Annotated in this window: 22 protein-coding genes; 6 read left to right on the forward strand and 16 right to left on the reverse strand. The window is 58.0% G+C overall.

Features of this window, described 5'->3' with window-relative positions:
- Positions 1-48: 48 nt before the first annotated feature.
- The gene (murJ, locus tag AACR77_RS21845) at positions 49-1,611 is read right to left on the reverse strand and encodes a murein biosynthesis integral membrane protein MurJ (protein ID WP_042878846.1); all 1,563 of its coding nucleotides are present in this window, start codon (positions 1,609-1,611) and stop codon (positions 49-51) included.
- Between the two features lie 191 nt (positions 1,612-1,802).
- Between murJ and rpsT the strand changes: the two genes are divergently transcribed.
- Positions 1,803-2,066 (forward strand): 30S ribosomal protein S20, encoded by a 264-nt coding sequence (gene rpsT, locus AACR77_RS21850; protein WP_005308808.1) that lies wholly within the window; start codon positions 1,803-1,805, stop codon positions 2,064-2,066.
- A 48-nt stretch (positions 2,067-2,114) separates the two neighbouring features.
- Here the strand turns inward: rpsT and AACR77_RS21855 are convergent, their stop codons facing one another.
- The 8 genes from AACR77_RS21855 to rppH all read right to left on the reverse strand — a co-directional run bounded on the left by AACR77_RS21855 (position 2,115) and on the right by rppH (position 9,759).
- Positions 2,115-2,417 carry an ArsR/SmtB family transcription factor gene (locus AACR77_RS21855; protein ID WP_042878863.1) on the reverse strand — a complete coding sequence of 101 codons (303 nt, stop codon included), beginning with the start codon at positions 2,415-2,417 and terminating at the stop codon, positions 2,115-2,117.
- A gap of 48 nt (positions 2,418-2,465) precedes the next feature.
- Positions 2,466-3,398 (reverse strand): transcriptional activator NhaR, encoded by a 933-nt coding sequence (gene nhaR, locus AACR77_RS21860; RefSeq protein ID WP_010673095.1) that lies wholly within the window; start codon positions 3,396-3,398, stop codon positions 2,466-2,468.
- Positions 3,385-3,765 (reverse strand): hypothetical protein, encoded by a 381-nt coding sequence (locus tag AACR77_RS21865; protein WP_193557382.1) that lies wholly within the window; start codon positions 3,763-3,765, stop codon positions 3,385-3,387. The genes nhaR and AACR77_RS21865 overlap by 14 nt, the downstream gene beginning before the upstream one ends.
- 20 nt (positions 3,766-3,785) lie before the next feature.
- On the reverse strand, positions 3,786-4,976 hold the full coding sequence (gene nhaA / locus AACR77_RS21870) for a Na+/H+ antiporter NhaA (protein ID WP_042878850.1): 1,191 nt from the start codon (positions 4,974-4,976) through the stop codon (positions 3,786-3,788).
- 277 nt (positions 4,977-5,253) lie between these two features.
- Complete coding sequence (gene thyA, locus AACR77_RS21875) at positions 5,254-6,048, reverse strand: thymidylate synthase (protein WP_042878852.1); 795 nt, start codon at positions 6,046-6,048, stop codon at positions 5,254-5,256.
- Positions 6,048-6,872 carry a prolipoprotein diacylglyceryl transferase gene (gene lgt / locus AACR77_RS21880; RefSeq protein ID WP_039039982.1) on the reverse strand — a complete coding sequence of 275 codons (825 nt, stop codon included), beginning with the start codon at positions 6,870-6,872 and terminating at the stop codon, positions 6,048-6,050. The genes thyA and lgt overlap by 1 nt, the downstream gene beginning before the upstream one ends.
- Positions 6,873-6,938: 66 nt before the next feature.
- The gene (gene ptsP, locus AACR77_RS21885; RefSeq protein WP_042878854.1) at positions 6,939-9,218 is read right to left on the reverse strand and encodes a phosphoenolpyruvate--protein phosphotransferase; all 2,280 of its coding nucleotides are present in this window, start codon (positions 9,216-9,218) and stop codon (positions 6,939-6,941) included.
- Positions 9,219-9,231: 13 nt separating this feature from the next.
- Positions 9,232-9,759 carry an RNA pyrophosphohydrolase gene (gene rppH, locus AACR77_RS21890; RefSeq protein ID WP_041210952.1) on the reverse strand — a complete coding sequence of 176 codons (528 nt, stop codon included), beginning with the start codon at positions 9,757-9,759 and terminating at the stop codon, positions 9,232-9,234.
- Positions 9,760-10,490: 731 nt separating this feature from the next.
- Between rppH and mutH the strand changes: the two genes are divergently transcribed.
- Together mutH and AACR77_RS21900 are read left to right on the forward strand one after the other, a co-directional pair.
- Entirely contained in the window at positions 10,491-11,165 is a 675-nt protein-coding gene (gene mutH / locus AACR77_RS21895) for a DNA mismatch repair endonuclease MutH (protein ID WP_042878856.1), read from the forward strand.
- Positions 11,166-11,248: 83 nt separating this feature from the next.
- Positions 11,249-11,578 (forward strand): isoamylase early set domain-containing protein, encoded by a 330-nt coding sequence (locus tag AACR77_RS21900; RefSeq protein WP_010673087.1) that lies wholly within the window; start codon positions 11,249-11,251, stop codon positions 11,576-11,578.
- Positions 11,579-11,680: 102 nt separating this feature from the next.
- On the opposite strand, the gene rplS is transcribed toward AACR77_RS21900, so the two are convergent.
- The 5 genes from rplS to ffh form a co-directional block, all read right to left on the reverse strand.
- On the reverse strand, positions 11,681-12,028 hold the full coding sequence (rplS, locus tag AACR77_RS21905) for a 50S ribosomal protein L19 (protein ID WP_005313505.1): 348 nt from the start codon (positions 12,026-12,028) through the stop codon (positions 11,681-11,683).
- Between the two features lie 32 nt (positions 12,029-12,060).
- Positions 12,061-12,810, reverse strand: coding sequence for a tRNA (guanosine(37)-N1)-methyltransferase TrmD (gene trmD / locus AACR77_RS21910; protein ID WP_010673086.1), 750 nt, complete (start codon positions 12,808-12,810; stop codon positions 12,061-12,063).
- Positions 12,811-12,844: 34 nt separating this feature from the next.
- Entirely contained in the window at positions 12,845-13,366 is a 522-nt protein-coding gene (gene rimM / locus AACR77_RS21915) for a ribosome maturation factor RimM (RefSeq protein ID WP_039039979.1), read from the reverse strand.
- A gap of 24 nt (positions 13,367-13,390) precedes the next feature.
- Positions 13,391-13,639: a 30S ribosomal protein S16 gene (gene rpsP, locus AACR77_RS21920; RefSeq protein WP_010673084.1), complete on the reverse strand. Its 249-nt coding sequence runs from the start codon at positions 13,637-13,639 to the stop codon at positions 13,391-13,393.
- A gap of 179 nt (positions 13,640-13,818) precedes the next feature.
- The gene (ffh, locus tag AACR77_RS21925; protein ID WP_010673083.1) at positions 13,819-15,198 is read right to left on the reverse strand and encodes a signal recognition particle protein; all 1,380 of its coding nucleotides are present in this window, start codon (positions 15,196-15,198) and stop codon (positions 13,819-13,821) included.
- A 285-nt stretch (positions 15,199-15,483) separates the two neighbouring features.
- On the opposite strand from ffh, the gene AACR77_RS21930 reads away from it, so the two are divergent.
- Positions 15,484-16,275 carry a cytochrome C assembly family protein gene (locus AACR77_RS21930; RefSeq protein ID WP_039040017.1) on the forward strand — a complete coding sequence of 264 codons (792 nt, stop codon included), beginning with the start codon at positions 15,484-15,486 and terminating at the stop codon, positions 16,273-16,275.
- 39 nt (positions 16,276-16,314) lie between these two features.
- A complete protein-coding gene (locus tag AACR77_RS21935; protein WP_010673081.1) occupies positions 16,315-17,595 on the forward strand; it encodes an HlyC/CorC family transporter in 1,281 nt (426 codons plus the stop codon).
- A gap of 30 nt (positions 17,596-17,625) precedes the next feature.
- Here AACR77_RS21935 and AACR77_RS21940 read toward each other — a convergent pair whose 3' ends face one another.
- Positions 17,626-18,093: an Rrf2 family transcriptional regulator gene (locus AACR77_RS21940; RefSeq protein ID WP_039039978.1), complete on the reverse strand. Its 468-nt coding sequence runs from the start codon at positions 18,091-18,093 to the stop codon at positions 17,626-17,628.
- Positions 18,094-18,204: 111 nt separating this feature from the next.
- On the opposite strand from AACR77_RS21940, the gene hmpA reads away from it, so the two are divergent.
- Positions 18,205-19,398, forward strand: a complete 1,194-nt coding sequence (gene hmpA / locus AACR77_RS21945) for an NO-inducible flavohemoprotein (protein ID WP_042878859.1) — start codon at positions 18,205-18,207, stop codon at positions 19,396-19,398.
- 82 nt (positions 19,399-19,480) lie between these two features.
- Here the strand turns inward: hmpA and AACR77_RS21950 are convergent, their stop codons facing one another.
- Positions 19,481-20,071 carry a tetratricopeptide repeat protein gene (locus tag AACR77_RS21950; RefSeq protein ID WP_029313773.1) on the reverse strand — a complete coding sequence of 197 codons (591 nt, stop codon included), beginning with the start codon at positions 20,069-20,071 and terminating at the stop codon, positions 19,481-19,483.
- Positions 20,072-20,101 lie beyond the last annotated feature (30 nt).

The following is a 20,101-nucleotide window of genomic DNA, read 5'->3' on the forward strand; positions in this document are numbered from 1 at the left end:
CGCTCCCCTATCTCCCCTGTACTGTCCCCCTCCCTTGCAGCTGGCTCCTTATTGCTGACCGGCTCTCAGGTGCCGTGGCCGGATCCCCAATGCCAAGAGGACAATGCCATACAACGCTCCGCCCAGGCAGAGCAGCAGGGTCAACTCCAGGCTGGCCTTGCCCATGCTCCAGGCCCCCCATTGGGCGAGATCCGGTGACAGATAGGCCAGAAGCCCCCCCATCAAGACCGTTGCCGCCAAGAGCTTGAGGCAGAACAGCCCGGTGTTGCGGGAAGGGCGATAAACATCCTGCTGATAGAGCCCCTTGAACAGCAGTACGGCGTTCAGGGTGCCGGAGCAGGCGGTGGCCAGCGCCAGCCCCACGTAGCCGAGCGGATAGATGAAGATGAGGTTGCACACCATGTTGGCAACCATGGCCATGATGCCGATACGCACCGGCGTCCTGGTATCCTGGCGGGCGTAATAACCGGGGGCCAGCACCTTGATGAGCATCAAGGAGAGCAGCCCCGTAGTGGAGGCCAGCAGGCTGGCACTCGACATGCTAACCTCGTGCAGACCGAACTCACCGCGCATGAAAAGCACCCGCAGTATGGGCTCGCGCAGCACGGCGATACCGACCATGGCTGGCAAGCCGAGCAGCATCACCATGCGCACCCCCCAATCCATGGTGCGAGAGAAATCCGCCGGATCCGCATCCACGTGTTTTCTGGCCAGGGCAGGCAGGATCACCGTGCTGATGGCCACCGCAAAGAGGCCAAGGGGAAACTCCAGCAACCTGTCCGAGTAATAGAGATAGCTGATGGCACCGGTAGCCAGAAACGAGGCCAGCATGGTGTTGATCAGCAGGTTGATCTGGCTGACCGACACACCGAACAGGGCCGGGATCATCAGGGTACGGATCTTCACCACCCCGGGATGGTGCCAACCCCACTTGGGCCAGACCAGCATGTTGAGCTGGCGCAGAAAAGGGTACTGGAACAAAAACTGGACCAGACCGCCGAGGAAGACACCGATCGCCAGGGAGATCTCGGGGCGCTCCATCAAGGGCGCTATCCACCAGGCCGCTGCAATCATGGTGATGTTGAGGAACACCGGCGTGAAGGAGGACACGGCAAAACGGCCAAAGGTATTGAGAATGGCCCCCGCCATGGCGGTGAAGGTGATGAACCAGAGATAGGGGAAGGTGATCTTGAGCATCAGACTGGCCAACTCGAACTTCTCCGCCGCCGGTCCGCCGTGCAGCCAGTCCCAGAACCAGCCCCAGCCAAAGAGGGCCGTCAGGACACTGGAACCCAGCACCCCGAGCAAGGTGACCACGGTGACGATGCCACCCAGGGTGCCCGCCACCGCCGCCAGCAACTCGCGAACCGCCTGCTCGTCACCGTTTTTCTTGTACTCCGTCATCACGGGCACGAAGGCCTGGTTGAATGCCCCTTCGGCAAAGAGCCGGCGCAAGAAGTTGGGAATGCGATTGGCGAAGAAGAAGACGTCTGCGGCCACCCCGGCACCGAGCAAATTGGCGATGACCACATCGCGCACCAAGCCCATCACACGGGATGCCAGCGTCATTCCGGACACAATCATGCCGGATTTGATCAATTTCTTACTCAAGACGAGGCCTCTGGAACTGTCGGAAAGAAAAGAATGCTGTTAGAATCGGCCGACAGTTTAACCGTCTCCCATCTGACACACCACCGGGGGGCGGTGTTTATTTGCACAAATCATTTGACAATATGTGGTTGGGAAGGCATATTTCCGGGCCTTTTCAATACACTCGCTAAGACAGTTTTAGGAGTTTTACCTTGGCTAACATCAAATCTGCTAAGAAGCGTGCTCTTCAGTCAGAGAAACGTCGTCAGCACAACGCCAGCCGTCGTTCCATGACCCGTACCTACCTGAAGAAAGTGATCGCTGCCATCGCCTCTGGTGACAAGGCTGCTGCCACTGCCGCTTTCGCTGTTGCTCAGCCGATCATGGATCGTATGGCGACCAAAGGCCTGATCCACAAGAACAAAGCTGCTCGTCACAAGAGCCGCCTGTCTGCCCAGATCAAAGCCATGGCTTAATCAGCATCTGCTGATGAAAGCTGAAAAAACCGGCCTAGTGCCGGTTTTTTATTTGGGGTCGCTACAGTACAGTCTGTGCAACAATCCGATCATCTCGCGCACCTCATGGCTGCGCAGGGAGTAATAGACCGTCTGGGCTTCCTTCCTCGTCGCCACCAGCTCATCCCGGCGCAACACCGCCAGATGCTGCGACATGGCTGACTGGCTCAATCCCAAGACCTCGTTCAGCTCGCCGACCGACAGCTCCCTATCTAGTAACTGGCACAAGATAAACAGCCGTCGCTCATTGGCCAATGCCTTGAGCAGGGTGACGGCACGCCCGGCATTCGCTTCCATCTCTTCCAATCGCATCTCACCCTCCTCTTCCAAGACTGGCATCATAGCGCCGTCACCCTCGATTTAAAACGAGAGGCTTGCCGGCTGAATGGCCGTGAAATCCTCCTGCCCCGCAAAGAGGAAGGAGAAATCACTTTCGCATACCCGCTTGACCGCAGGATGTTGGATCATCCGCTCGGCAAAGATGACGTAATACTCCTCCATCAGATCCTGGGTTTCACCCAGCAGCATCACCTCCTCCCCCTCCAGGATCTCCTCCCGATAGATGGTCGGAGCCATGAAGATGCCCTGGTTGAAGAAGCCGAACGCCTTCATCAGCGCCGCATCGTCGAATTCTCCCAGAATGCTGGGGGAAATTCCCTGCTGCTCGAACCACTGGGTCAGTTGACGGCCCATGGCGGTGCGACGGCCCGGGATGAGCAGCTTGCGCTCTTCCAGACAGGCAGGGAAAGGCTGGGAGGGCAGAGGCGCCTTGCAGAAGAAACTGACGCCGCATCCCCCCAGACGCTTGGACAGCAACCCGGCATGCTGGCTGGAGTCCACCGGGCAATCAGAGAGGATCATGTCGAGCTTGTGCTCGCTCAACTGCTCCAGGAGAAGTTCATGGGTCGACTCGAAGCAGCGCAGGTGAATGGAACCATCATTGGGGATCACGGAGAGCAGCACCCGGCTGGCAAGACGCTTGGAGAGTGCATCGGCGATGCCGACGTCGAACAGGATCTGGCTCTCCTTGCGGTAATTGACGATATCCAGCATCTCGTAGGAGAGGCTGAACATCTTGTCCGCATAGCGAAACACCAGTTGGCCAAGCTCGGTGGCCTCAAGGGAGCGCCCCTTTCTGATCAGCAACTTGCCGCCAAGACGCTGCTCAAGCAGTTTGATCTGACCGGTCACGGTCTGTGGGGTCAAAAAGAGGGCTTCCGCCGCCTGCGTGACGGAGCCCTTCTTCTGAGTCATCCAAAAATAGTAGAGATGGTTGTAGTTAAGGTGTGACATCCGATGGGGTTCCCGCGCCAGGCGGGCTCCGGTAGCAGCTGAGTTCAACCGCCAGAATGTCATACATGTCGCTGATCGAGTCAACCTTGTTCGCGTCGAACTGTGCCTGCAGATGGGCCTTGAGACGACCGGCATCCGGCATTCGCTCGGTGCAGTAGCGCTTGTTGGACAGCTTGACTCGCTCGCCGGCACGACTGCTCAGTGCCCGTTCGGCGAAGGTCTCTCCGAACCGGGCTTTTACCTGTGAGTCCCCCAGCATGAGTGCGCTGTCGACCACCCCGTTGAGATAGGCAGAACAACTTGCCGAGGAGGCATCCCGCTGACAATCAACCAGGCTATCTGCCCAGAGTGCAGGGCTCGCCAGCATGACTAACCATCCTAGTTTTCTCATAACCCCTCCGTACTTTGATTCGCCTCCCGATTGGGCAGCGATAGCCGCAGGGCGATGTAACCGATCACGGCCGCGAGTGTGGAACCTGCCAAGATCCCGAGGCGCGAGTAGCTGCCGTAGTCCAGTCCGCCATGCTCGAATGCCAGCGATGCGATAAACATCGACATGGTGAAGCCGATGCCACACAGGATGCTGACGGCAAAGATCTGTCTGAAGTTCACTCCTTGCGGCAATTGGGCAATGCCTGATTTCACAGCCAGCCAGCTGATGGTGAAAATCCCGAGCGGCTTGCCGACGAAGAGCCCCAGGATGATCCCCATGGGGAGCGGATTGAGCAGAGCCGAGAAGTAGATCCCCTCCAGCGATACCCCGGCGTTGGCGAAAGCGAACAGCGGCAGGATCAGGAAGGCACTCCAGGGGTGCAGCACATGCTCCAGATGCTTGAGTGGCGATGCGTAACGCTTGCCGTTGAGGGGGATCATGAAGCCCACGATGACCCCCGCCAGGGTCGCATGGACACCGGACTTGAGCACGGCAACCCAGAGCACCAGGCCGACCAGCATATAGAGTCCAATCCTGTCCTCACCACGGCGATTCATCCAGAGCAAGGTCAGGGTGGCCACCACACCTATCGCCAGCGCAGTCAGCGACAGTTGCTGGGTGTAGAAGAGGGCAATGATGATGATGACCCCCAGATCGTCCATGATAGCCAGCGCCAGCAAGAAGACCTTGAGGCTGGTCGGTACCCGCTTGCCCAGCAGCGCCATGACTCCGAGAGCGAAGGCGATGTCGGTGGCGGCCGGAATCGCCCAGCCAGCACGGGTAGCCTCGTCTCCGTAGTTGAAGAAGCTATAGATGAGGGCCGGTGCCAACATACCCCCCACGGCAGCAATGGCCGGGAAGGTTGCCTGCACCCGGGAGGAAAGCGCTCCCTCCAGCATCTCTCGCTTCACCTCGAGACCCACCAGCAGGAAGAAGATCGCCATGAAGCCATCATTGATCCAGAGCAGCAGCGGCTTGTTGATGTCGAGAGCCGCGATGCGAACCTGCACCTCGGTATTGAGGAAGCTCTGATAGTGTTGCGCCAGCACCGAATTGGCCAGGCCGATGGCAAGCAGGGCGGCCAGGATCAGAATGATCCCGGAAGCGGACTCCAGTTTGAGAAAACGCTTGAATACATCGCTCATATCTAACTACCCATAAGATTCCATTTTTTCAGTCTAGGGCCCGAGTAGCTCAATGAAAAATCGTTTCTAACGGCCGATAACAACGAAAAAACCGAAAGCAAAACGGATATTGCCTGCTATAGGCAGGTTTTTTCCCCTTTTCAGGAGCCGTCTCCCAGCCCGAAAATTGCATATTAATTCACAAAAATGCAAAAAGGCACCCGCAGGTGCCTCTAATTGCTGAGTGTAGATTCATCGTCACCTGAGAGACGGGGCTCGCCCCGTACTCATAACCTACTCAAATGGCGACAGGCGCCTTGATCCCTGGATGGGGATCATAGCCCTGGATCTCGAAATCCTCGAATCTGTAATCGAAGATGGAGTCAGGTTTGCGCTTGATCACCAGTTGCGGCAAAGGGCGCGGCTCGCGGGTGAGTTGCAGTGCCGTCTGCTCCATGTGGTTGGAATAGAGGTGCACATCGCCACCGGTCCAGACAAAGTCCCCCACTTCCAGATCGCACTGCTGCGCCATCATGTGGGTCAGCAACGCATAGCTGGCAATGTTGAACGGCAGGCCAAGGAAGACATCACAACTGCGCTGGTAGAGCTGGCAGGAGAGCTTGCCATCCGCCACATAGAACTGGAAGAAGGCGTGGCAGGGTGCCAACGCCATTTTGTCCAGCTCGCCCACGTTCCAGGCGGAGACGATGATGCGACGGGAATCCGGGTTGTGCTTGATGTCGTCCACCGCCTTCTGGATCTGGTCGATGACAGACCCATCGGCCGCCGGCCAGGAGCGCCACTGGGCACCATAGACAGGCCCCAGATCACCGTGCTCGTCGGCCCACTCGTCCCAGATGCTGACACCGTGCTCTTTCAGATAGGCGGTGTTGGTATCGCCGTTGAGGAACCAGAGCAGCTCGTAAATGATGGAGCGCAGGTGGCACTTCTTGGTGGTCACCAGCGGGAATCCCTCGGCCAGGTTGAAGCGCATCTGATGACCGAACAGGGAGACGGTCCCGGTCCCGGTGCGATCGGATTTGACGGTCCCTTCATCCAGAATTTTCTGCATCAGGTCGAGATAGGCACGCATTACTTCGCCTCCTTGGGTGCATTGCCGAACAGACGGGGCTGCTTGTAGGCGGCCCAGACCATGAGCGCACCCGCCACTATCATCGGGGTAGAGAGGATCTGGCCCATGCTGATCTCGTTGAAGTAGAGACCCAGCTGGCTGTCAGGCTGACGAACAAACTCCACCAGGAAGCGGAACAGACCGTAGAACAGCAGGAACATCCCGGAAATGGCGCCACGGGGTGGGTGCTTGCGCCAGAACAGGTTCAGGATGATGAAGAGCACCACACCTTCCAGCGCGAACTGGTAAAGCTGGGACGGGTGACGCGGCTCGGGGCCCGCCTCGGGGAAGATGATGGCCCAGGGGACATCGGTCACCCGACCCCACAGCTCGCCGTTCATGAAGTTGCCGATGCGGCCGACGCCGAGGCCGAACGGAATCAGCGGCGCCACGAAATCCGCCACGGTGAAGAAGTGGCGCTGGGTTTTGTGGGCAAACCAGATCATGGCGGTGATCACCCCGATGAGGCCACCGTGGAACGACATGCCACCGGTCCATATCTTGAACAGATAGGTCGGGTCTGCGAGGAAGAGATCGAAGTTATAGAACAGCACGTAACCGATGCGCCCTCCCAGGATCACCCCAAGGAAGCCGTAGAACAGCAGGTCGGATACCTCGTTGCGGGTCCAGCCGCTGTTGGGTGCATCGGCGCGGCGACCTGCCAGCCACATGGCGAAGGCAAAACCGAACAGGTACATGAGACCATACCAGCGTACCGATAATGGTCCCAAACTGAATGCTACGGGATCAATCTGCGAGAAAACCCAATATCCGTCGTGCTGCATAGGCGGCCCCAATCATAAGAAAAGCCGCATTCTCCGATCATTCTTACGCAGTAACAAGGTGGAATATCAATCGGGCAGCCTGACCTTGTGCCCAGCCCGCAGCAATCCGCCCAGACCGTGCTCTTCCAGATATCGGGCAAACAGGCCCCGCAGCACGTGAGGATTGTCATGCTTGAGACCATCCGCCATCAGCGCCTTCAACTCGCCAAGGTCGGATTGCCGCAGCACGTATTTGATACGGGAGATGTTGTGGGTATTCATGCTGAAACGACGATAGCCCATGGCCAGCAGCAGCAGCACTCCGACCGGATCGCCAGCCAGCTCGCCACAAACAGAGACCGGCTTGTGATAGCGCCGGGAGGCATCGACCAACAGTTGCAAAGCGCGGATCACCGCGGGATGGAAGGCATCGTAGATGCTGGCGACACGGGCATTGTTGCGATCCACCGCCAGCAGGTACTGGGTCAGGTCGTTGCTGCCCACCGACCAGAAGTCGATGAGCGGCGCCATCTCCGGCAGGATGTACAGCGCGGAGGGGACTTCTATCATCACCCCGAGACTGGGGTAGCGGATCACCGCATCGCGGCTGGCCGCTTCTTCCGACACCTCGCGCCACGCCTGATCCAGCAGACGACGGGAGGCCTTGATTTCACTGACGCTGCTGATCATCGGCAGCATGATGGCCAGATTGTCCAGCCCTTCGCTGGCCCGCAACATGGCCTTGAGCTGAACCAGGAAGAGTTCGGGGTGATCCAGGGTGAGCCGGATCCCCCGCCAACCAAGGAAGGGATTTTCCTCCACGATGGGGAAATAGGGCAGTTGCTTGTCCCCCCCCACGTCCAGAGTCCGCATGCAAACCGGGCGATCCCGATAGGTTTCCAGGATCCCGCGATAGCGGGCAGTCTGCTCCCACTCCGAAGGGAAGCTGTCCTGCAGCATGAAGGGGATCTCGGTGCGATAGAGCCCGACCCCGTCCGCCAGATGATTGAGGGAGATCTCGGTATCCGCACTCAGCCCTGCGTTGAGCAGCAGAGAGACCTTGGTGCCGTCGGCAGTCTCGGAGGGCTGGCTGTCGACGCTACGCACCAGGGTGTCGAGTGCCCGCTCCTCACTCAGCAGTTGCCGGTACTCGGTCAGGATCACCTGGTTGGGTTCGATGAAGAGATCGCCGCTGTAGCCATCGATGACCAGAGTGCGACCGCCGATGTCACCGAGGGGCAGATCCACCCCCATGATGGCCGCCACCCCCATGGCACGGGCCAGGATGGCGGCATGGGAGTTGGTCCCGCCCTTGAGCGACACCACACCGCTCAGAAATTCCCTCGGGATCTCCGCAAGGATGGTGGCCGTCACTTCATCGGCGACCAGCACCACGGGTTCGCCGATGGTAAGCTGCTCGGGTTCGTCCTGCACCAGCCGGCTGATGAGCCGCTGGGCGATGTCTTTCACATCGGTGGAGCGCTCCCGCAGATAGGGATCCTTCATCCCCTTGAACTGCTCTATCAGCCGATCGCTGATGAGTTTGACCGCCGAGATCGCCGTCCAGTGTTCCTTGCTGACCTTGTTGCGGATGGGTTTGATGTAGCCGGGATCGTTAAGCAGGTGCAGATAGATGTCGAAGATGGCGACCGAGTCCTGGCTGTAGCTCTCGCGAAAGCGCAGTGCCAGGCTCTCCAGATCATGGCGCACTTCCTCCACCGCCAGCTCGAGACGGGCAAGCTGCTTGGCATGATCTTCATCCTTGCGCGGCGTGATGGTATTGAGCGCCTTGCGCGGACGCCACACCCAGGCCTTGGCGATGGCGATGCCACTCGCCCCGGCAATACCGCGCAGCGGCTTGCTCCAGTCGGTCTTCTGCAGCCACCCCTTGGCCTGGGCCTGGGCGATGCGGGCAGCCAGCTGAGCCGCCAGGGTGACCATGAAGGACTCCTCCCCCTCATCGAAGAGGCGGCTCTCCTTCTGCTGCACGACCAGAATCCCCACCACCTGACGCTGATGCATGATGGGAGCGCCGAGGAAGGAGCGAAACGCCTCTTCCGCCACATCGGGCAGGAACTTGAAACTGGGGTGAGAGGGGGCATCGGCCAGGTTGATCAGCTCTTCACGCTGACCCACCAGGCCGACGATACCCTGCTCGAACGGCAGGGTGGCCTTGCCCACGGCCGATTCGGCCAGACCATCGGTCGCAGCCAGTCGATAGCGGCGCATGTCCGGCTCGGCCACATAGACGGAGCAGCAGTCCACCGTCATGGCGAGCCGGGTCTGGCTCACCAATGCTTGCAAGGCCTGTTCGAGGGTGTTGGCCTCGGCCATGCTTTCCACGATGCGTCTGAGTTCCGTCAGCAACTAGTTGTGCTCCTTAACGCGAGCGGTTGCGCCGCCCATCTTTTCGGTTAGCCTGCACCACGGGGACTGGCATGGCCAGCGGGGCAAACTCCTTCATCACCCGGCGGTAAACCTCCCGCTTGAAGGAGACGACCTGACGAACCGGGTACCAGAAGCTGACCCAACGCCAATCATCAAATTCCGGGTGACCATGACAGCCAAACTGGATCCTGGCCTCTTTGCCAGGATCGAGCTGCAACAAAAACCATTTCTGCTTCTGGCCAATACAGACCGGTGAACTGTCCCAGCGGACGAGTCGTTTGGGTAAGCGATACTTCAGCCAGTTGCGACTGGTCGCCAGTATGGTCACATCGTCCTGCTTGAGGCCTATCTCCTCATACAGCTCACGATACATGGCCTGTTCCGGCGATTCACCATCATCAACCCCCCCCTGCGGAAACTGCCAGGAGTGCTGCCCATAGCGCTTAGCCCACAATACTTGTCCGTCACGGTTACAGATCACGATGCCGACATTGGGACGAAATCCGTCACCATCTATCACGTGATCACCTTATAAAGGCTGAATCTATAACGAGATTGTTCCACATTCACCCCGTGGCGGCAAACAGGGACTGTCATCTTCCATTCATGAATAACTTGGCATTTCAAGCAAAGTTATAAACAAATTGAAGGTTCATGCTAGGCAAGTTGCCCACCCAGACTGTGCATAAACCTGTGATCAAGCAGGTATATACAGTAGTTTTATACTGTGGCATTGCACGGAAGCATATCATACCCGATTCACTTAAAAACAAAATATACATTTAAATACATAAGGTTATAGTTTAATTGCTGGATCAAGATCCATGTCTTTTGCCTAAGAGGATCCAGCCTGTCAATTGTGAACAAGTTCGACTGCTCAAAGATCCACCAAGACGGATTTATCCACAGATATGGCGCATTATCTGCACCGAAATGGCGCTGAAAATCGGCGTACTCTCACATTTATTTCTGGTGCCACGCTTCCTTTCACCACTTTACGCCAGTTATCCAAGATTTCTGTGGATAACTGTGTGCAACAGCTCGCACAAACCCTTGGACAACTCGTTTATGCGGGGATCCGGCGGGCCAATATACTGGATAAATAAAGTAAAACCCTTTAAAATCATTTAGATATGTTGAATTTTGCCATCCATGTCTCCCTGTGTATAGTCGGGCGAGGATCGGTTACAAAATCAGCGATACCATGCAAGGATCCGTATTGCGATGTCTATTATCTCCAGAGGAGCCCTCATGCCCGCCAATCCCCAGTCAGAACAAGAGCTGCTCAGTCGAGCCTACGCCATGGCTGGCTTCACTCTGGCCCAGCTTGCCGCAACGGCGGGCATCCTCGTACCGCGGGATCTCAGACGTGACAAGGGTTGGACAGGGCAGTTGATCGAGTGGCAGCTGGGGGCCAGTGCAGGTAGCCGTCCCGAGCAGGATTTTCCGGATCTCGGTATCGAGCTCAAGACGATCCCCGTCGATCCTCAAGGGCGCCCGCTGGAAACCACCTTTGTCTGCGTGGCCCCCCTCATCGGAGTCAGCGGCCAGCGCTGGGAGGAGTCGAACGTGCGTAACAAGCTGTCTCGGGTGCTCTGGATCCCGGTGGAAGGCAGCCGCGACATCCCTGTCGGCGACCGTCGCGTCGGCATGCCGCTGCTGTGGAGCCCGAATGAAGAGGAAGAAATACTGCTGCGCCAGGACTGGGAAGAGCTGATGGACATGATAGTGCTGGGGGAAGTGGAGCAGATCAGCGCCCGCCACGGCCAGGTATTGCAGCTGCGCCCCAAGGCGGCCAACAGCAAGGCGCTGACCCGCGCCATCGGCCGCAATGGCCAACCCATCATGACGCTACCACGGGGCTTCTACCTCAAGATCGAGTTCACCCATCAACTCCTGCAGCGCCATTTTGCCCTCCCCCTTTGATCCTGTTTATCAACATCCTTGTCATAAAGTGATATAAAAATAACCAGTGCTACTTTCTTCGCAGCCAGTGACAAGGAGTCCATATGCCGATCAACAAGCAATTCCTCAAATCCCGTCCCGAGGTCAAGGTGACCTTTGCCGTCGAAAAGGAGGCCGCCGGTGATGCCGAGCAGGTCTTGCTGCTGGGTGAATTCAGCCAGTGGCAGCCCATTGAACTAAAGAGGATGAAAAACGGGGAGTTCAAGGCGACACTCAACCTGCCGACCGATGGCCCCAGCCATTTCGAGTATTGCTATCAGCTAGTGCAACCCGATGGTGAAACCCTTTATGACAACGACTGGGAGGCGGACGACTATGTGCCTGGCCCCTTCGGGCGTGACAACTCGGTGGTGCGGGTCAGCCAGCCCGGTTGAGCCAATACCCCGCACACGGATACAAAAAAGGCTCGCCATTGGCGAGCCTTTTCACTACCTGTCGAGCTTTTCGCCGACATACCGACACCAATTCGAATCGAATTAGTTGAGCTTCTCTTTGATACGAGCAGCTTTGCCGGACAGGTTGCGCAGGTAGTACAGTTTGGCGCGGCGAACATCACCACGACGCTTCAGTTCTACACTGTGGATCAGCGGAGAGTGAGTCTGGAATACACGCTCAACACCTTCGCCGTTGGAGATCTTGCGAACGGTGAAAGCAGAGTGCAGACCGCGGTTACGCTTGGCAATCACGATGCCTTCGAAAGCCTGCAGACGCTCTTTACCACCTTCTTTAACACGAACTTGAACACGTACGGTGTCGCCCTGGGCAAAAGCCGGGATGTCGGTACGCAGTTGCTCTTGTTCAAGCTGCTGAATAATCTTGCTCATTGTCTTTCCTTACCTAGGATAAACTGAAAACTCTACTTAACGCTGTCACGCACTTCGCGGACATACTCGGCAAGAAGTGATTCTTGCTCGTCAGTCAGAGCTAGGTTGTTAATAAGTTCCGGCCTTCTCTGCCAGGTTCGTCCGAGCGATTGCTTGAGTCGCCAGCGCCGAATCACTTCGTGATTGCCGCTTGTCAGCGCCTCGGGCACCGTCAGCCCATCCAACACCTCCGGCCGAGTATAGTGGGGATGATCCAGCAGCCCATCCGTGAAGGAGTCCTGCTCGGCACTGGCCTGATCACCCAAGACCCCCGGGACCAGACGCGAAACCGCATCGATCAGGGTCATGGCAGGCAACTCGCCACCACTTAACACGTAATCCCCGATAGACCACTCTTCGTCGACTTCGGTTTGTATCACGCGCTCATCGATACCTTCGTATCGACCGGCGACCAGAATCAGTTTCTGATTCGTCGCCAACTCGGTCACGCCCGCTTGAGTCAGCTTGCGTCCCTGAGGAGAGAGATAGATGACTTTCGCCCCGTCTCCCGCCGCTTGCTTGGCTGCATGAATGGCATCACGCAGCGGCTGAACCATCATCAACATCCCGGGCCCACCACCATAAGGACGATCATCGACCGTACGGTGTTTGTCGTGGGTGAAGTCCCGAGGGTTCCAGCACTCAATCTGCAGCAGGCCACTCTTGACGGCCCGACCCGTTACCCCGTGCTCGGTAATGGCTCGGAACATTTCCGGGAAGAGGCTAATCACCCCAATCCACATAAGAAACCTCCGGCACCCGTGTTAGCGCGGGAAACTAGAAACCAGGATCCCAATCAACTTCGATTGTTCGAGCAGTCAGATCAATATTCTTGATCACCTGCTCTTCCAGGAACGGTATCAACCGCTCCTTTGCACCAAAGGCATCTTTTACATTGGCCTCAACCACCAACACATCGTTGGAGCCGGTTTCCATCAATTCGGTCACCTTGCCCAGGTCGTATCCCTTGGTGGTTACCACGGTGCAACCAATGAGGTCACGCCAGTAGAACTCCCCTTCGGGCAACGCAGGCAACAGATCGGCGGGGACGCCAATCTCGACGTTGGTCAATGCCAGGGCATCCTCACGCACATCGATACCATCGAGTTTGCAGATCAGACCCTTGTTGTGACGCTTCCAGGATGACACCCGGATTTCACGCCACGCCCCGTTCTGATTGATCAGCCAGGGGTTGTAATCGAAAATCGCTTCGGCAACATCGGTGAAGGAGTTCACTTTAAGCCAGCCCTTGATCCCGTAAACGGTCCCCAGGGTGCCCAGAACTACAGGTTTTTCCACCTTAACTCCCTACCGTTTGGCTGATTAAGCAGCTTTGGCAGCGTCTTTGATCAGCTTGGCAACGCGGTCAGAAACAGCGGCACCAGTAGCAACCCAATGCTCGATACGAGCCAGGTCCAGGTTCAGCTTTTCAGCGTTACCAGCAGCAACCGGGTTGAAGAAACCGACGCGCTCGATGAAACGACCGTCACGGGCGTTACGGCTGTCAGCAACTACTACCTGGTAGAACGGACGCTTTTTCGCGCCACCACGTTGTAAACGAATGGTTACCATATCGTCCTCATAAACATCTAATGAACAAGGCCTGCAAATACGCAGACCCTAGCTTAAAATAAGCCGCGTAATTCTACTTGGATTCGTAATAATTGCAACCAAGCCAGCTATTTTTTGCGCAGGGATTGGCATGAAAAAGGCTCACCAGGGTGAACCTTTCTGCCTGACCAGCAGGAAAATCAGAACGGACCGCGACCGCCACCACCGAATCCGGGGGGCAGCATGTTCTTCATCTGGCCCATCATCTTGCGCATGCCGCCCTTGCCGGACATCTTCTTCATCATGCGCTGCATCTCGGTGAACTGCTTGAGCAGCTTGTTCACATCCTGGACCTGCATGCCGGAGCCCGCCGCGATGCGGCGCTTGCGGGAGCCCTTGATGAGATCGGGATGAGCACGCTCTTTCGGCGTCATGGAGCTGATAATGGCCTCCATCCGCACGGTGAGCTTGTCATCCATCTGATCCTTGATGTTGTCCGGCAGGCCGGACATGCCAGGCAGCTTGTCGAGCATCCCCATCATGCCACCCATGTTGCGCATCTGGGCCAGCTGCTCACGGAAGTCTTCCAGGTCAAAGCCCTTGCCGCTCTTGACCTTGCTGGCCAGCTTGGCGGCTTTCTCCTTGTCGACGTTGCGCTCCACCTCTTCGATGAGAGAGAGCACATCCCCCATGCCGAGGATGCGGGAGGCGAGACGATCCGGATGGAACGGCTCCAGCGCGTCGGTCTTCTCGCCCATACCGATGAACTTGACCGGCTTGCCGGTGATATGGCGAACCGACAGTGCGGCACCACCGCGGGCATCACCGTCTGCCTTGGTAAGGATCACACCGGTGAGCGGCAGCGCTTCGTTGAAGGCCTTGGCGGTATTGGCAGCATCCTGGCCTGTCATGGCATCCACCACGAACAGGGTTTCGACCGGCTTGATGGTGGCGTGCAGATCCTGGATCTCCGCCATCATTTCGCCATCGACGTGCAGACGACCGGCAGTATCGACGATCACCACGTCATAGAACTTCTTGCGCGCCTGATCGATGGCGGCAGTGGCAATGGCGATCGGTTTCTGGCTGGCATCACTCGGGAAGAAGTCGACACCGATGTCGCCCGCAAGGGTCTCAAGCTGCTTGATCGCCGCCGGACGGTAGACGTCCGCACTGACCACCAGCACCTTTTTCTTGCTGCGCTCCTTGAGCAGTTTGGCCAGTTTGCCGACCGTAGTGGTCTTACCGGCCCCCTGAAGACCTGCCATCAGGATGATGGCCGGCGGCTGGGCAGCCAGGTTGAGCTGTTCGTTGGCCTCCCCCATCACGGTGACCAGTTCGCCATGGACTATCTTGATGAAGGCCTGGCCCGGGCTCAGGGACTTGGCCACTTCCTGGCCCACGGCTCGTTCCTTGACGCGCGCCACGAAATCGCGCACCACCGGCAGGGCGACGTCCGCCTCGAGCAACGCCATGCGGACTTCGCGCAGGGTATCCTTGATATTCTCTTCGGTCAGACGGCCGCGGCCGCTGACGTTGCGCAGGGTGCGCGAGAGTCGTTCAGTCAAATTCTCAAACATGACGCTTTCCGGTTCTTGGCGTGACACTGGGGGCATTATACCCCGGTCAGCACTCTAGGGACGATTACTCGCCGCTTGCCGCGGCGGCCTGCCATCGAACGGGCAGGTCAACAAATGGAGGGCAGTATACCCCAGTCAACGCCGGAGGACGATTATTCGCCGCACGGTGACCATCAACGCCTACTTATATGTGGGCAGTTAGCCTCTGGCACAACTGGCGAGCATATCTTGTGCAAGGTATACTGCCCCTCTTATCCATAAAGCTTGTTTGACAACGACCTGGTTATGATCGTGATCTCTGTTCTGGCCCTGGCGTTTTACCTGCTGGCCATCATCGCCTCACTGCACCTGCTGCTCAGCGCCAAGCCCGTCGGGCAAGTATCGCTGTTCGCCTGTGTCGGCCTGGCCCTGACCGCCCATGGCATGGCGGTGGGCAGCGAAGTGCTGGCCACCCATTCCGGCCAGAATCTCAGCATGTTGAACGTGGCGTCCCTGGTCAGCCTTATCATCAGTTGCTTCATGACCTGCGTCACCCGACGCTTCAACGGCTGGATCCTGCTGCCCGTCGTCTACAGTTTTTCAGCCCTGCTGCTGGCAGCCAGCGCGCTCATTCCCGGGCGCTACATCACCCATCTGGAAGCGCACCCCCAGTTACTGCTGCACATAGGCCTCGCGCTGATGGCCTATTCGGTACTGATGATCGCCTGCTTGTTTGCCCTCCAGCTTGCCTGCCTGGACAGGCAACTAAAATCCAGAAAAATCAGCCACTTGCCAGCCATGCCACCCCTGATGACGGTGGAGAAGCGCCTGTTTCAGCTCATTTCCGCAGGTCTGCTGCTGCTGACTCTCTCCATCGCATCCGGCCTGTTCTTCCTGGAAGACATGTTTGCCCAGGGCAAGTCCCACAAGGCCATCCTCTCTATCCTGGCCTGGTGCGTCTACGCTCTGCTGCTCTGGGGCCACCATACCCGTGGCTGGCGCGGCCGCAAGGTCATCATGCTGAGCCTCATCGGCAGCTTCATCCTGACACTGGCCTATTTTGGCAGCCGCTTCGTCAAGGAAGTGCTGCTTAGCTGACGCACGCACATTCCCCAACCATCCTTACAGGAGCCCTTCTTGGACAGTATCTCAACGAGTACATTGCTGATTGTTCTCGTTATCTTGATCCTTTTGTCAGCCTTCTTCTCCAGTTCCGAAACCGGTCTGATGTCGCTCAACCGCTACAAGCTGCGGCATCTGGCCCAGACCAAGCACAAGGCTGCCCGCCGGGTCGAGAAGCTGCTGGCCAGGCCGGATCGCCTGCTTGGCCTCATTCTCATCGGCAACAATCTGGTCAACATCCTGGCCTCCGCCATCGCGACCATCGTCTGCATCCGGCTGTTCGGGGATCTCGGCGTCGCCATTGCCACCTTCGGGCTGACCCTGGTGGTGCTGGTATTCGGGGAAGTCACCCCCAAGACACTGGCGGCCATGTTCCCCGAGCGGATAGCCTACCCTGCCTCCTGGATCCTCAAGGGGCTGATGGTGCCGTTCGCTCCCCTTGTCTGGCTCATCAACAGCATCACGAACCTGCTGCTGAAACTCTTGCGTCTAGAGCACAACAAGGATGACTCCCTCAATTCCGAAGAGCTGCGCACCATCGTCAACGAGGCGGGCAATCTCATTCCCAAGCACCACCAGGAGATGCTGATAAGCATCCTGGATCTCGACAAGATGACGGTGGAGAACATCATGGTCCCGCGCAGCGAGATCTCCGCCATCGACATCAATGACGACTGGAAGATCATACTGCGCCAGCTGGCCCACTGCGCCCACACCAAGATCCTGCTCTATCGCGACAACATCGATGACGTCGTCGGCTTCCTGCACTCACGGGATGCCCTGAGACTGGTCGCCCGGGATCAGTTCAGCAAGTCCAGCCTGCTGCGGGAAGTCGACCCCATCTATTTCATCCCCCAGGGGACCCCCCTCAACGTGCAGTTGGCCAAGTTCCAGCGCAACAAGGAGCGAATTGGCCTTATCGTCGACGAATATGGCGATATTCAGGGGCTGATCACCCTGGACGACATCCTGGAAGAGATTGTCGGTGACTTCACCACCTCCATGACACCGACCCCGAGTGACGAGATCCATCCCCAGCCGGACGGCTCCTTCCTGGTTGAAGGCTCCGCCAGCATCCGCGAGCTGAACAAGGAGATGGACTGGCACCTGCCCATGGACGGCCCACGGACCCTCAATGGCGCCATCCTGGAGTACCTTGAGGAGATCCCCCAACCCAACATCAGTGTCAGGCTGGCGGGCTACCCTATCGAGATTCTCGAAGTGGAGAACAACATGGTGAAGATGGCGAGGATCATGCCGCACCTGTACCGGGACGATTCAGGGTACGAGGATTGAAAAAAGGCTGCCAATGGCAGCCTTTTTGTTTCACTCGCTCTCGTCATCCGGCTCCAGCACCAGAGTGGGGATGAGCTCACCGAACACCTGCTGCAACTCGTCACGGTTTGCCAGCAAATCCTGCAGCGTATAACCATCCATCACCGCGAGGAAGGCGTTCATCGCCTCCTTCAAGGCACTCTTGAGCAGACAGACGGAGACGATATGGCAGACCGGGGAGCTGCAGTCGATCCCGTCCAGATTGCCTTCCAACGCCCGGATCACTTGTCCGATATTGATCTCGTCGGGGGAGCGCGCCATGCGGATGCCACCATTCTTGCCGCGTTGTGACTGCAGATAGCCCAGTTTTACCAACTGGTTCACCACCTTCACCATGTGGTTGCGGGATACGTCGTACAAGGCGGATACCTTGGCCACGCTCGACAGTTCCCCCTCCGGCAGGGTGGCCAGATAGAGCAGGGCTCTCAATCCAAAATCGGTATAGCTCGTTAGTCTCATAGTGCCTGTAGCGCCTAGCGCGAAGAATTGATGATTGATCCAGATCAATTAAACATTTAGGATGCAACTTAATAAGTGACATTCCAGATGTTCAATTAGAAAGGACCTCCTATGTTAGACCAAGCCACCATCGCCGTCATCAAGAGCACCATTCCTTTGCTCGAATCGGCGGGCCCTGACCTCACACGGCACTTTTATCAGCGCATGTTCAGCCACAATCCCGAGTTGAAGGATGTCTTCAACCTGGCTCACCAGCGTAGCGGGGGACAGCCCTTGGCACTGTTCAGTGCGGTGGCGGCCTATGCCAGGAACATTGACAATCTGGGGGCCCTGGCCGGAGCCGTTGAACGCATCGCCCACAAACATACGGGTTTCCTGATCCAGCCGGAACAATATCACATTGTGGGTAGTCATCTCTTGGCCACGCTCAAAGAAATGGGTGGCAACGCTGTCACGGAGGAGGTCCTTACCGCCTGGGGCAAGGCTTACGGTGTGCTGGCCGACATCTTTATCGGCCGGGAGAGCGAGCTCTATCGGGAGAAGGCAAGCCAGGACGGTGGTTGGCAGGGAACCCGCCCTTTCATCATCAAGGAGAAGCGTCAAGAGAGTGAACTCATCACCTCTTTCGTCCTGGCCCCCCTCGATGGCAACCCCGTGTTGCGTTTCAAACCGGGGCAATATCTCAGTATCAAGCTGGTTCATCCCGCCCTCGAGCATCAGGAGATCCGCCAGTATTCCCTCTCGGACGCCCCCAATGGCCGCGACTACCGCATCAGCGTCAAGCGCGAACCCAGGGGTCAGGCCTCCAACCTGTTGCATGATCATCTTCACATCGGTGACACGGTCGACATCATGCCGCCGGCCGGCGACTTCTTCCTGCAAGAGGAGACAAACACGCCTGTGGTGCTGATCTCCGCCGGGGTCGGCCTCACCCCCATGCTGAGCATGCTCAACCACTTGCTGGCCGAGGGCCCGGATGTGGATATTCGCTGGCTTCACGCCTGCGAACACGGCGCTCACCACGCGTTCAGGGACGAGATCCGGGCAAAGAGCAGGCAACACGGGAAACTGGAGAGCCGGATCTGGTATCGGGAGCCGGGGGAGCAGGATGTCAAAGGAGAGGATTACGACTTCAGCGGCACTCTGGCACTGGAGCAGGTCACCGACCTCATTCCGGCCGACGCCCACTACTATTTCTGCGGCCCTGTCCCGTTCATGAAGGCAGTCAAAGCTCAGTTGGAGAATGTGGGCGTGCCTGCAGGGCGGATGCACTACGAGGTCTTCGGCCCCCATCAGGGCCTCTAATCCCTCCCCTGACCGGGAGAATGCACAAGGCCCACAAGCACAGCTTCGTGGGCCTTGTCATATCAAAGCGGACTATCAGGACTCAGTGCATCGCCTTGGCACGAGCGATGGCATTGGCGGGCATCCGGTTGCCGAGCCGGCTGAGCAGGCTCGCCGCCTTCTGGTGCATGGCCTTGTCGCCGATGACGGCGCCGTGCAGCCAGTGATACGCCTCCTCGTAATCCAGTGGACTCCCCATGCCCTGCAGCAACATCTCCACCCACTCCATCTGTGCCCGTAAGAAGCCGAGGCTCGCGGCTTCCCGCATCAGGGTCTCGGCCCGCACCAGATCCTTCTGAACCAGGATCCCCTTCCAGTAATAGCGGCCAAGCTGTTCCAGCGCCGGCGCCAGCCCCTGGTTGGCGGCCTCCCACATGTACTGCACTCCGATCTGGGCATCCGGCTTGGTGCAAACCCCCCACGCCAGCATGTCCCCCCAGAGGAACTGATAGGCAGGGATCTTCATCACCGAGGCCCGCGCCTCGATATCCTGGGTGAGCTGGCACCTGTCCTGCTTCACCCGGGCCAGATGGCGCCCCTGCTCTATCCAGTTGAGCAGTTCGTCCTGGCGATAGAGCGGCACGGCCTGCAACTCTCCCGCAGCAGCGGATGCCTGCGTCGTCGCCCTGGGCAGCGGCGCAGCTGCCGGTGCGGACGGTACAGG

The organism is Aeromonas sp. ZOR0002 (assembly GCF_963866995.1).
Classification (GTDB): Bacteria; Pseudomonadota; Gammaproteobacteria; order Enterobacterales; family Aeromonadaceae; genus Aeromonas; species Aeromonas caviae.